This is a genomic window from Arthrobacter sp. HY1533 (assembly GCF_027568515.1).
Classification (GTDB): Bacteria; Actinomycetota; Actinomycetes; order Actinomycetales; family Micrococcaceae; genus Specibacter.
The window spans coordinates 200,373-215,641 of record NZ_JANKZF010000009.1 but is presented as its reverse complement, the minus strand read 5'-3'; the positions used below and the strand labels follow the sequence as shown (position 1 = coordinate 215,641).

Here is a 15,269-nt window from a genome sequence, read left to right as displayed (position 1 = left end):
AACCCCGGCAAACTACGCAGCCCGCGGCCAGATGGCTGCGAGCCGTTGCCTTGGTTTCCCCCTGCATGCTGTGGCCCTGCTGAACTCATCTGGTCGTGCTCCGTTTCCGGGAAATGGCGAACATGTACACACACCCACTGGCCAGGACAATCCACGCCCATGGGTTGTAGCTGGTGGCTTCCACATTACTTTGCAGTTGGGGAAGCAACGGCCGGGCCTCCGGCAAGGGTTCGGCACCGGAGGGATCAGGGGCCAAACTAGGGTTGGCGGTGGCCTCGTCGTCGCCAGCAACGGCTCCATTGCTGTTCAGTGCCCCGCCGCCATTGGTGGTAACGGATGTACCGCCACCAACCACCACGGAGGCAACTCCTTCTCCGGCGGGCGGGCTATCAGTGGTCCCGGCACAGGCATTAACCAGTTTTCCGGGGCCCTGCTCCTGCATGAGGAACGTCAATGCAAATTCTGCAGACTGTTTTCGGGTCGAGTTGGGGGCATCCACCAAGAGACCTAGGTCGACTGTCAGGGGCAGAACCGCGCCTCCGGCCAGAGTCCAATCATCGATGAGCGGGGTGCAGGTGCCGGAAGCGGGCAGAGAGGTGGCTGCGGGGCTGCGATTTTGGGACTGGGCCTTGAAGAAGAGGTGTTTTGGTAGGACCGAGCTTGTTGCCATCCCGGTGTTGCGAACGGCGACGGAAAGATGTGCTGGATGTTTGCTGGCGTTGCGGACCCAAATGAGCGCCCTGCGCGATTCTCCTGGAACATAACCTTTTGTGCTCCTAAACATGGTTGGTATTGCGTCGGTGGCGAAGTTGACACCGTCGCTGCTTAGCTGAAGCAGTTCGTTCTTGTTCGGTTCTGCACTGGCAGGTCCTGCCAGCAAGGCTCCCAGGGCAATGCTTGCCACGATTGCCGTGGCGGCCACCCGTATAGAGCCTGATCTCCTGCACGGTTGGACTTCGTGGGTCATTCGCCGTGTCGATCCGAATTCTTGCCGCGCTTCTTCTCCACGGCACCCTTGACCATGCTGAATGCGCCCAGAGCAATAAATCCAACAGCGACGATGGGCAGCAGCTTGCCCCGCTGTTCACCCACGGCGTGGGCGGCAAAGCCTACATACGGGATTGCGTACAGCAGCTTGCCCTGGACCTGTGCTTCTTGGACCGGGGCGGCATCTTCAAGGGAATTGTTGTCGCCCTTGGTGGTCATGACCCGCGCACCGGCTTGGGTGGTTGCCACGGCGGTAATGCGGTGTGTGATCACTCCGGGCTTTCCGGACTCAATTTGGTAGGTGATGATGTCCCCCACTTGGAGTTCGGCAAACGGGGTTGGCTTGACCACCAAGAAAGTTCCAGGGGCGTACTTCGGGGCCATGGAACTGGTCAGCACCGTGTAAGTGTGTGAGCCCGTGGCCATGGGGGCCACAATCATGATCAATGCGGTGAGCGCCGCCAACAGAAGGGCTACGTAGGCGGCCCAAGTGCCGATTGAACGCCAGGCTCCGTGCGAGGTCGGTTCGGGTGCCACGTCAGCCTCCGGCGATGCTGCATCACGGGAGACGGGGCTGAAGATAGACATGGCGAACGCTCCTAGAATTGGTTGACTGTGATCGGAACGGAAATTGACGCTGCCTGACCATTGAACGTTGCCGGCATGGTGGCAGCCAGGGAAACTTGGAAGCAAAACACACCGTTAGCGCCCTTGGCAATTTCCAGCGGCGCCGGTGAGGCGGGTGTCGAAGGTGAAAACAACGCTGAGCCGCACTCCGCCAGCGACGGTGCTTCTACAGCCTTGATACTCAAGTACTGTGCCAGAGGCCATTGAGAGTTGTTGTTTGTGATGGTGGGGGCGCCTAGGAGTACCTGGATCTTGAAATCGGCGCTGGCGTTTGTCATGTTGCCCACTTGAACGCCGGCGTACGCGCTGTCCCCTGGTTTGACCACTCCGAGGGGTTTGGTGGTTAGCTGCAGCGTCGCTGCAGTCCCCTGATCCGTAGTCATACTGATCGGCTTGTCAGTCAGGTTCTTCGCGAGAGTGACGTTGAAATCAGCGGCCTGGATGGTTCCGGCATTGGAGGTGGCGACCTTGTTCCAGAGTGCGTAGCTTCCTTGGACGGTGAGCAATCCCAGCACCACGGCAATCAGCACAAGGCCGGTTGCTTTCAGGGTGCGGGTGGTCTTCATGGCTGCTTCCGTCTGAGGGGTGGCGGCGCGCCGGTTGGGTACCCGGCACGCCGCCGGGGTCTACGAAACTAAGGCCTACGGGCCAACCGGGGGAGCAACGATGTCTGCGTTGGGGGTCTGCTGCTCCAACATGTAGCCAATGTCCTTGAAATCGTACGTAGCGTTGACAGAGCTGCGTCCTTCGGTGCCGAGGCGGAACGCGAACGTGGTGGTGGCGGTAAAATCACCGTCGTGGTCCTTGTCCAAGGGTGTGTTGCCTTCGACTGTCACACCGGCAGCATCAGTCAGTGTGGTGGAAGTGGTGACGTCTGCCGGAACAAATCCGTTGACCGGCGAGGCTCCCGTCAGAGTCAAGTGGGCCACCATCAGGTCACCTTCCAAAGTCACGGTCAGCGGCTGGGTGTAGGTCAGAACTTCGCCCGGGACAACGCGGTAGCTGCCGATAGTGATGTCCTCGTTCTTGGCGTTCTTCCAAACTCCGGTGCCCGCAACCAAGTTCAAATCACCGGCAGAAATCTTGCCCTGAGTGCCGATGTCTGTCTGGTTCCAGACGGCGAGGGTTCCGCCGCCACCTGCCAGCAGGACAATACCAACACCGGTTGCAATAGCGCCTTTAGCAATCTTGTTCATTTTGAGACCCCTTGTTCGTGTTCTTCTCGGCAGGCTGTCCTGCTGGTGAGAACAACAATGCAGCGTCCAACTCAAGAAACAGCCCCAAAAACCCGGAAGATTTCAGCAAGAAAAACTCAAGATTCGCAGCTGTCTTGAGACTGATCCTGAGGCTCAAGAAACGCTCAAGGTGATCTCTGCAAAGTCGACGGCAAGTCACTAAAGTCCACAAACTGCCGCGTGTGAGATTATCGGTACCAATAGTGTGTCTGCCAGCACAAGGCTGCGCCGGGCACAAGCGTAGGAGCCGCGTAGCGACGTCGAAGGATGGAAGTGCCCATGCCCCTTGGAAACCAGCAGAAGGCTTCGCGATTGCTGGGCTGGCTCGATCCATTGCGCCGGCGGGTGTTCCTCAATCAGCTGCCGTTATCGCTCCTCATGGTGTTCGCAGTGGCAATTGCCTTGCTGATCTATCCAACCTCGTTTGGGGAACCGCTGTTCATCGCTTCCCTGACCTTGCATGCGCTGTTGTTGATCGCGTCGATTGCCATCCCGTGGGAAAGGATGCCAAGGGGCGCCTTTCTAGTGATCCCCTATCTGGACTTTGTGGCCATTGGCCTCTTCCGGGGTGGCAACCAACAGTTCCTTACTGCAGTTGGCCTGCTGATCTTCTTCCCCGTCTTCTGGCTTGCTTCCTCGCACATTGCTCCGCGCACCACCGTGGCGATCAGCGGGGTCGCAGCGCTGCTCATAGTTTGGTTCCCCATCCTGACCTCGCCCAGCGGCTTCACGGCCGAACAATTAGCCAGGCCGCTGCTCTTCCCCCTGGTGGTTCTCGCTTACGCCAGCACTGTTGTCGCGGTGACCAATACCGTCAACTTGCAACGCAAGGCGCTTGAGGCCAAGGACGTTGAACTACGGTCTATGCTCGCCGCAAGCCAGCAAAGGGAACGGCTTTTGGAAACTATTGTCGACACTGTGGCCGTGGGTCTGGTCGTGGTCGACGCCCACGGCAACGACATGCTCATGAATGCGACGCAAAGGGCGCTGCATGTCCACGCACTTCCGGAGGACATTGCAGACCCGGAAGAAAGGGAGCTGCTGGTCTTCAACGTCGACGGCGTCACTTCCGTGGAGGCGGATGAACGTCCAGTGCGCCGGGCCATTTTGGGACAGGCCTTCACCAACTACATGGTGTGGGTGGGTGCCGGAGCTAAAGCCCGGGCCGTGTCCACGGCAGCGCGACCCATCTTGGATGACAACGGTGGCTTTGACGGCGCTGTGATTGCCTTTCATGACATCACCGAGATGATGGCGGCGCTGGACGCCAAGAATGACTTTGTGGCTAACGTTTCGCACGAGTTTCGCACCCCTCTTACCTCCATCCAGGGCTATCTGGACATGGTTCTCGAGGAGCCTGACCTGACGCAGGCTGAAATCCAAGGCTTTCTGACCATCGCCTCGCGCAATGTAGACCGGCTCAGTGCGCTGGTTTCGGATCTATTGACCACCGACTCCCTAACCTTGCAGCTGAGCCGGACAAATTTTTCCTCCCTGGTCGCGGACAGCATGGCCTCCGCCGCCCCCGCCGCCGAAATGAACAACCTTCGCATGGCAAGCGAGGTAGCGGGCTCCTTGATGGCCCTTGTTGACGCCAGGCGCATAGGCCAGGTCCTGGACAATTTTGTCTCCAACGCTGTCAAGTACTCCCCCGACGGCGGGACCATCACTGTGCGGGCCTGGGCCCGAGGCGAGGACCTGATCTGCCAGGTCCAAGACACGGGGATGGGCATGGACTCCGAGGAACAGGCCGAGGCCTTTACCAAGTTCTTCCGGGCCAAGTCCGCCATGGCCAGGTCCATTCCGGGAATCGGGCTGGGACTCATGATTTCCCGAACCATCGTTGCCAAACATGGAGGCACCATTAGCCTCAACAGCGAGCCCGGCGTGGGAACCACCATCGGATTCGTTCTGCCCGGATGTTTGTCCACCGACAACAGGCCGGCCGGCCGCGATGACATGCCTGAGTCTGTGCTGGACTCCACCCCATAATCACGCCAGGTATTCAGGCACCGCATGCAGACTCCGCGCACCCCATGCAGGGGTGGTGTGTTGGCGGGGGAACCAACACACCACCTGCATTCGGGGGCATTCCGCCCCGCCTCGCTTGCCTTCCGGCGGCATCAACAATGCCGCAGGCACCTCAAGAAACAGCATCGAGAATCCGGAATATTTGCACAAGAAATGCACAAGATTTGTCCACAAGTCACAAACGCGATGAAACATCAAATCCTGTTCGATTCAGCGTCACTTCGCTGATTCTGCGGCACCAACGGGCCTGTCGAGTGACGCACGAGGCATAAAAGACTGTCCTTTCGTATAAGGTTTGGTCAAGTTTCCAGGATTTCTGTCAAAACCAGTCAAATTCCGGCATGCTGCCGATAGTCTTGAACCGTTAGCGGGTACCAACAGGTCCCGTACTTCGGCAGGCAGCAGGAAGGAGCAGACCATGCCAGTCACCGCATTGCCACTCGTCTGCACCGAGACCCTGCACTCACTGGAGGAATCCCTCGACGGCGAGTATGCGTTGTGTCGCAGTTTTGTCTGCCGCTATGTTGACATGTGGCCTGGGCGCTTTGTTCGCCTGTTTGAAGCCGTAGCCTCGGGAGACAAAGACGACGCCCTGGACGCAGCGCTAAGTCTCCGCAGCTCCAGCATGATGGTCGGCGCTGCCCGCCTGGGCAAGCTGACCAGCGATCTCATCCGGGACCTTGAATCCGGTTGTAACTCTGCAGCCAACAAGAAACTGACGGCGCTGCGCAAGTGCGGAAACCAAACCGCAGGCCAGTTGACGGCAAGCTACGTCAACGTGGCGTAACGTTTCCATGTGACACTTTCCCAAAAGACCATCCACCGCCTTGCAGTTGGGCTGATGGCTGCCTACTTGGTGGCACTTGCACTCATAGTCTTTTGGCCCACCCCGGTGGACAAACCGGCGGCCGGATTCCTTGATCAGACTATTTCGTGGCTGCATCACCACGGCATGCCAAAATTCGTTGGCTATGCACAAATTGAATTCTCCTCCAACATCCTTCTGTTTGTGCCCATGGGCGTCATTGCCTCGGTGCGGCTGAAGAGCGTTTGGCTGAGTGTGGGCATCGGTTTCCTGGCCTCGTGCATCATCGAACTGAGCCAGGCCCTGTTTCTCTCGGCTAGGGTCCCGTCGGTGCTGGATGTCGTTGCCAATACACTCGGCGCTGCAGTCGGCGCTGGCATCTACTTTCTTGCACACCGCCGGCTGGCAGTCGAGCCTCGCCAGAGCTCGAAGGAATCGGTGGTCGAGCTTGTCAAGACCTCAAAGGAATACCGATCAAAATGACGTCCACTCCCCCATTCCGCATCTTGGCAGTATGCACCGGCAACATCTGCCGTTCCCCCATGGTTGAGCGCTTACTGCAAGCCGAACTGGATGAGGTGTCTCCCGGCGGATTCAGGGTAACGAGCGCAGGCACCGGGGCATTGATTGGCCATGGAATTGAACCACACGTCGAGGGATTCATCCGCGTTATGGGCGCGTCGGCTGCAGATTTTCAATCACGCCAACTCACACCAGACGTCCTGAAAGAACAGGATCTTGTTATTGCTCTCACGCGCGCACACCGCAGCAGTATCGTTGAACTGCAACCGGCGCTGCTGAAGAAGACGTTCACACTTCTCGAATTGGCTAGAATCCTCCCCAACATTGAAATCCACCATGTCACCGACCCCCGAGCCCGGTGGGAATCCATGGTTCCGCTCGCGCTACGTGCAAGAAGTTTGCACCGTTCGACTCCTCAAGAAGATGATGTGGTGGATCCATACCGTCGTTCTGATGATATATATGAACAGATGAGACGGGACGTCCTCACGGCAATCGGCGTTTTGGCTGCTTGGGCTAATACACGCAGCACAACGGAAATTCCGGGTTCAAAGGACTAAGTCCATCGGCCTAGTGGACCGCACACTGCAAATGAGCGGGGAATGATGGCGTTTTCCAGTGGTTGTTGCAACACGGCTTAGGGTATTGATTCTGCCAGTATCTTCTCGAGGGTTTGTGCTGGGGTTTTCCAGTCGAGTGTTTTGCGGAGCCGGCCGTTGAGTCCGGCGGCCGCGTAGTCGAGGTCCTCGATGCCGAACTGGTTCAGGTCGACGCCTTTGGGGAAGTACTGGCGCAGCAGCCCGTTGGTGTTCTCGTTACTGCCGCGTTGCCAGGGTGAGTGGGGATCGGCGAAGTAGACGTTCGCGCCGGTGTCGATTTTCACTCGCTCGTGGGCGCCCACCATCTCTGAGCCCTGGTCCCAGGTGATGGATTTGCGAACCTGTTCCGGCAGTGTGGGAAGCGTGTCTTGAATCGCCTGTGCCACATCCTGGGCGGTATGGCCGTTGGGCAGGTGGAGGAGCAGCACGAACCGGCTGGTGCGCTCCACCAGGGTTCCAATGGCGCTCTTGCCTTCCTTGCCCAGGATCAAGTCGCCCTCCCAATGGCCGGGGACCAGGCGGTCCTCGATTTCTTCGGGGCGGTTGCCGATCAGCAGCTCCTCGGGGACCCGCTTCCTGCGGGCATCCATTTGATGCTGGGGGCGCCTGTAGGACTTGCGGGAGCGCAGGTACAGGTCCAAGCCCTTGCGGAGCCCGCCGCGCCCTGGTGGTAGATTCCGTTGTAGATCGTCTCTGGGCTTACTCGCATGGATACATCATCCGGGAAATCAATGCGTAGTCGTGCACTGACCTGCTCCGGGGAAAGCCGCTCCCGCGAGGTCATCATCCCGGCAACATAATCTGACTCTCCGTGGTTCGTGGTGAAGTCCCTCTCTCCGGATTCCCTACCCATAAGTCCTGCATTACGGCTGGCCCACAAACCCTGAAGCATCGTGTAATGGACCGCAACGATTGCGAACAACTTACGATGAACGGTCGCTTCAACAAATCATAGGACGGTGACTGTGAGCGACAATTCGCAGAACAGTGTGGCACCAATTAAAATCAAGAGCAGGCCACTGCCCACGAGAAACAACGAACCAATACACAAGAATAATTCTAGATGTACTAGCGAAAGCCTAGATGGTAAGAGCGATTATGGATTTAATCGTATTTGCAATGTTTGATGAGTCAATTTTTCTTATAAAAAAGGAGCCTCTTGCGAATGCAGAATTAACATCGTCTTGCGTTGCAAGACCACTCAACCCCGGACGAAGGAAATGAAAATTTGGAATCGAAGAAATATCGTCATTACTAATTTCTTCGATCCCTTTCATGCTGGTAGCATTCGCCCAGCGTGAGTTAAATATGAATGTCTGAATCGCCATTTCATCCGGAGCGAAAGAATTGCGAAATATTCGATACTCCTTTGTGTCAAGTGCCTCAAATGCCTCTTGGAGACATTCCTTGGTTAAAGCCATCCATTGAGAACCGGCGACGACATCGAGGCCCGTCCGTTTACGAGGTAGGGCAAAGGAAAGGTATTTAACTGCATTCCTCACAATCCTCCGCATTGAAGCTGCCGTAAATCTCGGCAGCCTTAAATCGAACCAATGGCTTCGCGCATAGCGGTCCGTGTGCCATCGTGGATAGTCCGTCAGACGATAGGCCCGAACGTGCTGCACATTGGGAGCCGACTCAAGATATGCCAACAATTGCTCGACAGGACGGATTGGGTAGCAGTGCCCTGAGATAAAGACGATATGGTCATCCTTTTCAGCGGACGCCATAGCCTCGACTGCACAGGCTCGCATAGCTTGGACAACAGAATATCCCCCCCAGCGAACATTGACACGACGGCTTACGAAATGCATATTCTCGGGCATCAGCCCGCCTGCTGATTCCAGATACTTCGCCATATCAACGGATTTATCGAGGTGGACCCAAATCTCATTCTGACCAAGTTGCTCGGCCAGCAATCGAAGCATGTTCGCGTCGTCATGTGCTAGGACAGCAAATCGAGTTCCCAATTTTTCTCCAAAAAATATGTCACAGACATTCAAGTTCAGAACCATACCCAAGGCTTGCGGCGCCAACTCCCGCTATCCATGAGTTTCGCCGACGCAAATTAGAAAACTTGAGTATTATTAACAATATTGATCAATTGATTTCATCCTGACAGATTACTGTATTCTCGCCTACAAGGGAACAATGCGCGCAATAATTCAGCATAAAGCACAATAGCTTCATGCTCACAAATTCACTAAGTGCACTTACTGCCCAATCCAAAGCAAATCGACCGAATGGACTCTAAGAAGGTGCGTTTACGGTCTACTATATCGTGTCCAGCACCGGACAGAGTCACCTGGAAGTCTCTAGTCGCCTGCGGAGATTCGCCAAATTCTCGGCGTTCACTGTCGATGCGCTCCACAGCTCCGGATGGCAACTGCCAAATCCGTTGCATCACGGCGTTGAAGGCTAGTGATGGCGATTCGCCCCGCGCCTCAATGGAACCTTGCTTGCACCGGTTTCATCCAATGGACGGACAGTCGTTGAACCGATCTGGGCCCAAGCAGCATGGTCGATTCCCGTGGCTCGCCATCATTCCAGTCACTACATCTGAATGGGTCGCCGCAAGCTTGGCCTTCGCAGGTAGCCGCGCGTCATCACGGTGTGGGCGACCCGACGCACCCCGCAATTGTATCCGCGCCGTCTGGGGAACGTTCTGTCTCGGACGAACGACACCCTAGTATTGACAATATGAACCCCTTACTTGCGCTACAAAGTGATGCAACAAAGATCCTGTCGAGTTTGTTGCCCTCTGGTACCCATGTTGCATTGCTCGATTTCCCGCGACACCAGAATGCCGGCGATTCTTTCATCTGGCTAGGCACTCTCATGTACCTCAAAGAGATTGGGGTGTCAGTTGACTACGTAGCAGACGTTCACTGTTTTGACATCGCCGACTTGCGTCGTTGCGTTCCAACTGGACCGATCCTCATCACAGGGGGAGGCAACTTCGGTGACCGTTGGACAGAACATCAGAACTTTCGTGAAATGCTAATAACTTCTTTCCCTGATCGACAGATCATCCAGCTCCCTCAGAGCCTCGACTTCGAATCGAAGGACGGACTTGAAAAGGCTCAAATTGCATTGAATGGGCACCCGGACCTAACAATTCTGTTGCGGCAGTCAGTTGATATGGCTCGGGCTAAAGAATGGTTCCCAAACTCCGAGCATATATTCTGTCCTGATTTGGCACTTGGGCTCGGAAAATTGGAAAAAAACGGCCAAGCGGCACATGATGTGGTGCTGCTGCTACGTGAAGACTCCGAAGCCGTTGCGGGTAGAGACGTAGCTGCCTTTTCTGAATTAGAATATAAACTCACCGATTGGCATCTTGATCTCAAAAGCCAGTTCATGTGGCATATATACAGGCTACCAGAAAACATTGCGCGGGTATTGCCGATATCACGTCCACACCTTCTGAATGCAATTCAGTGGTCATATGTCAAGGCTGCAAACCTCAACCTCCGCGGAGGCATTAAGACCGTTTCGATGGGACGTGTTTTGGTGACGGACAGGCTACATGGAATGTTCCTTGGGGCCCTACTCGGCCTCCCTACAATCGCCATAGATAACGCAAACGGTAAGGTGCTGGGAATCTTTAGAGACTATCTCAATACTTTTACCCATGTAGAAATGGCAGAATCACTTGACGATGCCGCGCGTCGAGCCAAATCTATACTTTCATCGCAATTTTCGAATAACTAATTCTACGTACATTAACTGTGGGTACGCCATCAGCGGTGGTGCGATTAAAAGAACGCTATTAACAACAAGGTAATTGTGCAATCATTCCCTGACTCCAAGGCGACGGTTTTCATTCTTTGTTTTCGCTAGAATGAAGTACGGCCCCAGTTCGGGCATGCTGGCGTATGACACCGCGAACGCAAGCTGCAGACAATAAATTCCTTGCCTCTGGCAGCATTCTACTAGAATCTACAACTATCGACTTTCTATGTTCCATGATGAGCCACGGCCGGTGTGCTCATTGAACACATAGAGGAAACACGATTTCGGCCATAAACCGATAGAATAGACCTGTCCAATGACTTTTACTACTTGGGGATAAATATTGCCGTCATCACGGAAAATTGGGTCCGACAGGTGGGTGTCCAAGCCGACTTCGGTGATGCCTCGCCCGCTACTGGCAACTTTTGTGGCGCTCGGGCTTTGCGTCCTGGTCCCCATCTGGTTACATCAAACAACAAACTCGAGCTTTTCGGTTCGAAGTGCTCTTCCACACGTTCTTGTCATGGGACTTGCGGGTATCAGGTTTGCTTGGCTGATGGGTTCCCGCACTAGGCATTTGTACGAAATGGTGTACTGGCTTTTCACATACATATTCATGGGTATGGCTCCCTATGTCCAACAGCGACTTCAAATCGTTCCAGGTACCACGCTTGGCATCGATGAGAGCTTGTTCGGAATTGCCACCACAATTGTGTTGATTGGCAATACCGTATTCATACTTGGGAGCTGGCTAGCGAATCGGCGTGGGAAAGTCGCATCAGCGAAACCGTCTGTCGTCTCGGATTTACGCGCCAACGCCCTTGCTGCTGGAGCGCTGGGCTTTGCTGCCTATTACGTCTTGAAGATTGGTCCCTCAAACTTCCTGCTAAGCCTGTCGGAACTCGCCTTAGCTCGATCCTATGTATGGCCAGACCCAACGACCAATGTAATAATTACCGGCGCGGCGTCCATGAGCCTGCTGGTAGCATTTGCTGCCCAGATGCAGTTGAGACAGCAACGGAGGTTCGCCGAGAAATCCAAACCACTAATACTGCCACTGACGCTTATGGGTGCCTTGTTGCTGGTTGTAAATCCAATTAGTAGTCCACGCTATATTTTCGGCACAGTTGCATTGGCCATTTTTGCCTCAATGGGTGCATACGCCACTGTCGATAGGTTCAAGGTTGTTTCCTTGTCAGCAATGGTCGGACTAGTAACATTGTTCCCGATTATGGACGCCTTCCGTCACTCCACACATGCCAACATTGAGAGTGACAGTCCGATCTCGGCAATGACCACCGGTGACTTCGACGCATTTGCCCAGTTGGTGAATACCGTCGAGTATGTACATGTTGAAGGAATTACATGGGGGAATCAGTTGCTCGGCGTTTTGCTCTTTTGGGTCCCTCGAAGTTTATGGGAAAGTAAGCCGGTTGACACGGGCATCTTGCTAGCACGTTTCAAAGGGTATTCATTCGAAAATCTTTCGGCGCCTATATGGGCCGAGTTCTACATCAATGGCGGTTGGATTTTCCTAGTAGTGGGGATGTTTGCACTCGGCTATTTGCTGCGGACATTTGATGTTCGGGCCGAGCAATTCCTGGAATCTTCGAGAATTCCGCCTCTGCTTGGATGCATACTGCCTTTCTACTTGCTAATCGTCCTACGAGGTTCATTGCTGACGTCCATGGCCTATCTCCTTGTCATCCTGTTATGTGTAGCCTTCGTGACTCCTCGCAGTACCGGTCTAACAGACAGACCGCATACCAACCCCGCTGCACCGACAAAGAGAGGGCGACTCTAGGTTAGAGCCCTACATTGGAGCGATCCTCCGAAATGTGAGCTTCCGTCAAACGTATGTTCACAGCTAAGTTCGATATTCCGAGGCCTGATGAAATCCAAATAGCGGATGAGTTTTGTGTCTCAGGACATCGTGGATGGTTGATGTGTCAGGACTTCGTGGACACTTCTGATTTTGAGTAGTTGTGCTGGTAGCGGGCTAGGAAGTCTGGGACGAGTGCCGTTGCCAATGTAGATGGTTCCCTTGGGGGGATCGGATGGCTGATGATCTCGATCCCTTGGTCGTAGAAGAACATCATGATGGTGTCGTTGTGCAGGATGGGGACTGCCCCGGGTTTGTTTGACTCCTGACTTGTGGGGATATGTTCCTGGCAGCAAGGATATTGATATGCCTTAGCCTTTCCCCGCCGAGTTCCCCCGCGATGTTATTGCCGTGGCCCGCAAGCACGAAACTCCGATCGCGCAGATCGCCAGGGACTTCGTAATCTTGCGAAGCGACCTTCCACAACCGGCTCAAGAAAGCCGATATCGAGGACGGCACCCGCTCGGGAGTAAGCGCTGTTGAGGCGGCCCAGCTGCGGGATGCGAAGAAACGCATCCGATCGCTGCACCATGAGAATGAGATCCTGCGCTGGGCTGCGGCGTTCTTCACCCGCGAGCTGCCCCCAAAATGACGTTCCCTCTGGTCCTTGACCTAGCCGCGGACGGAGTTCCCGCCGCGGTGGCCTGCTTCGGTGCTCGGCTTCTTCAAACAGGCGACCTACACCTGGAAGGCGGATCCGGTGATGGACCGGGATTGGGCTGATGCACACCTGATCAACGGCGCTCTGGACGTGCACCGGGACAACCCCGCGTTCGGGTACAGGTTCATTGCCGACGAGTTGAAGGACCAAGGCCTGGCCACGGGTGAGAACCAGGTCCAGCGCCCGTGAAGCAGCCAGAGAATCTGGTCCGCGTTCGCCAGGAAACGCGGCCTGACGCGCAAAGCAGGCTGGCCCGTCCAAGACGACCTGGTCAAGCGGGACTTCACCGCAACGGAACCCAACCGGCTGTGGGTGACGGACATCACCGAGCACCGCACCGACGTGGGCAAACTATACCTGTGTGCAATCACGGACGTGCGTTCGAACCGGATCGTCGGCTACTCAATTGACTCAGGCATGAAGGCAACCCTTGCCGTGGCAGCGCCACGCAACGCGGTGTCCCTCAGGTTCGCACTGGGAACCGTGCTGCATTCGGACCGCGGATCTCCATTTCCCACCAACGCCTACGTACGAAACCTGAGGCGCAGCGGGTTGACCGGGTCGATGGGCGGGTGGGGAGGTGCGCTGACTACGCCGCCATGGAGTCGTTCTTCGCGCTGTTGCAAAAGAACGTTCTGGACCGGCAACGCTGGGCCACACGGCAGGAGCTGCGGCTGGCGATCGTGACCTGGATCGAGAAAACCTACCACCGCAAACGCCGACTTAGCCGGCTAACCCCAATCGAGTTGGGGCAATGAATACCGGATTCAAAGCCGCCTTGCAACACTAAACCCCGAGAGTCAGTGAAACCCGGGGCTGTCCCATCCGCCAGGGGACAGGGAAGTGTGAGATCAACATTAGTACTCGTCATCGGTGGAACTTGAAATCACGGGTGACGGGAAGAATTCCAGCGTCCGTATCTGCTCCGAGCATGCCAATGGGTGGCACCGAAATTTCCGGCTGGTCGCCTACCTCAAAAGACACCCTAGCGTCGGACAAAACTTAGATCGACAAAAGTTTAGAGTTGAAGGCACCTCACAACGACGATCACACTCCCTCGAAATGCTATTGACCGTAATTTGCAATTAGTTGGCTGCCAACCTTAGACATCGAAAACTCATCTTGGGCCAATTTTGTAGCATTTGACCCGTACAAGCTCCGGAGGGCAGCATCATCCTCCATGATCTTCATGGCCTTGGCTACACTATCGGCGGTCGGTTCGACGATTATTCCAGAATTGGCCTGCCTAACAAAATCCGCTAATCCATTGCTTTCCGTTATTAATACAGGCACACCGACCGCTAGGGCCTCCAAAACAGACATCGGAAATGGTTCGTTGACTGACGGTAGAACGTAAACGTCCGCGCGTCCAATTCTTAGGCTGGCGGCTGTCATAGCCACGGCCGCTTCGCGACTTATCATGGAAGTGGCGGCTTCTCGTATGAGGTCATCAACCATTTTACCCATGCCTTCATCGGGGCCCACAACGGTGTAACGCGCCTTCGATCCATTCTCAATTCTCAATTTCGCCGCATGGACAAATACATCCGGATTTTTTCGCGATTGAAGTCTCGCTAGAAAGATGAACTCCACGACGTCTGATTCTTCCGGAGAAACTATTGCAGCAGTTGGAACCGCGTTGGGAAGATAGTGAATTTTGCAACCTATAAAAGGAAATAGATGTAGAAGACTGGCACATTCTACGTCAGTCAGATAGAAAACGCGACGTGAACGTTTCATGACTCGTTTTGTCATCAACCAGTCAATAATATGTGCGAGTTGTGAATTTGATTCATCGATCATTCCATGCGTTTGAATGAAAACCGACTTTTTTCGATTCAAGGTCGCAAATATACCTGCCGGCAAGACCACTAGATCTCTCGCAAAGTGCATGTGAATTACGTCGAAATTTCGAAAGATTTTTGGAAGAGCCAAAATCATGCGTGGAGAAATGGTCCCGGCAAAACCCAGCTTTCGGCTAAACGTGACAGCCGGGAAAAGCGATACAGGAACACCATCGATAAATTTCGGCACTTGAGATGGTAAATATCCTCTATAGGATGCGACCAAGAGCACCTCGTGACCCTGCTTCTGCAACTCGCCCAGTTGATTTAGGGCAACTCGAACCGGACCACCGTAGGCTCCCTCGGGGGAAATCAAAGTAACAACATGTACTATCTTCATC

At 54.9% G+C, this 15,269-nt stretch carries 12 protein-coding genes and 2 pseudogenes; 7 read left to right on the top strand and 7 right to left on the bottom strand.

Translation table 11 applies throughout. The annotated features are described in order from the left end of the window. Positions 1-85: 85 nt before the first annotated feature. The 4 genes from PCK14_RS09775 to PCK14_RS09760 form a co-directional block, all read right to left on the bottom strand. Positions 86-922, bottom strand: a complete 837-nt coding sequence (locus PCK14_RS09775; protein WP_269938281.1) for a hypothetical protein — start codon at positions 920-922, stop codon at positions 86-88. A gap of 41 nt (positions 923-963) precedes the next feature. After that, complete coding sequence (locus PCK14_RS09770) at positions 964-1,575, bottom strand: signal peptidase I (protein WP_269938280.1); 612 nt, start codon at positions 1,573-1,575, stop codon at positions 964-966. 11 nt (positions 1,576-1,586) lie between these two features. Further along, entirely contained in the window at positions 1,587-2,180 is a 594-nt protein-coding gene (locus PCK14_RS09765) for a hypothetical protein (protein ID WP_269938279.1), read from the bottom strand. A gap of 75 nt (positions 2,181-2,255) precedes the next feature. Beyond that, positions 2,256-2,810 carry an alternate-type signal peptide domain-containing protein gene (locus tag PCK14_RS09760; RefSeq protein ID WP_269938278.1) on the bottom strand — a complete coding sequence of 185 codons (555 nt, stop codon included), beginning with the start codon at positions 2,808-2,810 and terminating at the stop codon, positions 2,256-2,258. A 318-nt stretch (positions 2,811-3,128) separates the two neighbouring features. Between PCK14_RS09760 and PCK14_RS09755 the strand changes: the two genes are divergently transcribed. From PCK14_RS09755 to PCK14_RS09740, 4 genes are all read left to right on the top strand, one after another. Continuing rightward, positions 3,129-4,841 (top strand): sensor histidine kinase, encoded by a 1,713-nt coding sequence (locus PCK14_RS09755; RefSeq protein ID WP_269938277.1) that lies wholly within the window; start codon positions 3,129-3,131, stop codon positions 4,839-4,841. A 457-nt stretch (positions 4,842-5,298) separates the two neighbouring features. Next, the gene (locus tag PCK14_RS09750; protein ID WP_269938276.1) at positions 5,299-5,667 is read left to right on the top strand and encodes a hypothetical protein; all 369 of its coding nucleotides are present in this window, start codon (positions 5,299-5,301) and stop codon (positions 5,665-5,667) included. 9 nt (positions 5,668-5,676) lie between these two features. After that, a complete protein-coding gene (locus tag PCK14_RS09745) occupies positions 5,677-6,168 on the top strand; it encodes a VanZ family protein (protein ID WP_269938275.1) in 492 nt (163 codons plus the stop codon). Further along, the gene (locus PCK14_RS09740) at positions 6,165-6,767 is read left to right on the top strand and encodes an arsenate reductase/protein-tyrosine-phosphatase family protein (protein WP_269938274.1); all 603 of its coding nucleotides are present in this window, start codon (positions 6,165-6,167) and stop codon (positions 6,765-6,767) included. Before PCK14_RS09745 ends, PCK14_RS09740 begins: the two co-directional genes overlap by 4 nt. A gap of 77 nt (positions 6,768-6,844) precedes the next feature. Here the strand turns inward: PCK14_RS09740 and PCK14_RS09735 are convergent. Both PCK14_RS09735 and PCK14_RS09730 read right to left on the bottom strand, forming a co-directional pair. Beyond that, positions 6,845-7,569: pseudogene (locus PCK14_RS09735) on the bottom strand (IS30 family transposase); the annotation flags it as partial. A gap of 316 nt (positions 7,570-7,885) precedes the next feature. Beyond that, positions 7,886-8,842, bottom strand: a complete 957-nt coding sequence (locus PCK14_RS09730; protein ID WP_269938272.1) for a beta-1,6-N-acetylglucosaminyltransferase — start codon at positions 8,840-8,842, stop codon at positions 7,886-7,888. Positions 8,843-9,506: 664 nt separating this feature from the next. On the opposite strand from PCK14_RS09730, the gene PCK14_RS09725 reads away from it, so the two are divergent. The 3 genes and pseudogenes from PCK14_RS09725 (at position 9,507) to PCK14_RS09715 (ending at position 13,842) form a co-directional block, all read left to right on the top strand. Further along, the gene (locus PCK14_RS09725) at positions 9,507-10,520 is read left to right on the top strand and encodes a polysaccharide pyruvyl transferase family protein (protein ID WP_269938271.1); all 1,014 of its coding nucleotides are present in this window, start codon (positions 9,507-9,509) and stop codon (positions 10,518-10,520) included. Positions 10,521-11,127: 607 nt separating this feature from the next. Further along, a complete protein-coding gene (locus PCK14_RS09720) occupies positions 11,128-12,345 on the top strand; it encodes a hypothetical protein (RefSeq protein WP_269938270.1) in 1,218 nt (405 codons plus the stop codon). Between the two features lie 423 nt (positions 12,346-12,768). Further along, positions 12,769-13,842 (top strand): annotated as a pseudogene (locus tag PCK14_RS09715) (IS3 family transposase). 307 nt (positions 13,843-14,149) lie between these two features. Here the strand turns inward: PCK14_RS09715 and PCK14_RS09710 are convergent. Beyond that, on the bottom strand, positions 14,150-15,268 hold the full coding sequence (locus tag PCK14_RS09710) for a glycosyltransferase (RefSeq protein WP_269938269.1): 1,119 nt from the start codon (positions 15,266-15,268) through the stop codon (positions 14,150-14,152). Between the last annotated feature and the right edge of the window lies 1 nt (position 15,269).

Coding starts and splice junctions, on each gene's coding strand:
- PCK14_RS09770 (WP_269938280.1), bottom strand. CDS start 1,575: ATGTCTATCTTCAGCCCCGTCTCCCGTGATGCAGCATCGCCGGAGGCT.
- PCK14_RS09765 (WP_269938279.1), bottom strand. CDS start 2,180: ATGAAGACCACCCGCACCCTGAAAGCAACCGGCCTTGTGCTGATTGCC.
- PCK14_RS09760 (WP_269938278.1), bottom strand. CDS start 2,810: ATGAACAAGATTGCTAAAGGCGCTATTGCAACCGGTGTTGGTATTGTC.
- PCK14_RS09755 (WP_269938277.1), top strand. CDS start 3,129: ATGCCCCTTGGAAACCAGCAGAAGGCTTCGCGATTGCTGGGCTGGCTC.
- PCK14_RS09750 (WP_269938276.1), top strand. CDS start 5,299: ATGCCAGTCACCGCATTGCCACTCGTCTGCACCGAGACCCTGCACTCA.
- PCK14_RS09740 (WP_269938274.1), top strand. CDS start 6,165: ATGACGTCCACTCCCCCATTCCGCATCTTGGCAGTATGCACCGGCAAC.
- PCK14_RS09725 (WP_269938271.1), top strand. CDS start 9,507: ATGAACCCCTTACTTGCGCTACAAAGTGATGCAACAAAGATCCTGTCG.
- PCK14_RS09720 (WP_269938270.1), top strand. CDS start 11,128: ATGGTGTACTGGCTTTTCACATACATATTCATGGGTATGGCTCCCTAT.
- PCK14_RS09710 (WP_269938269.1), bottom strand. CDS start 15,268: ATGAAGATAGTACATGTTGTTACTTTGATTTCCCCCGAGGGAGCCTAC.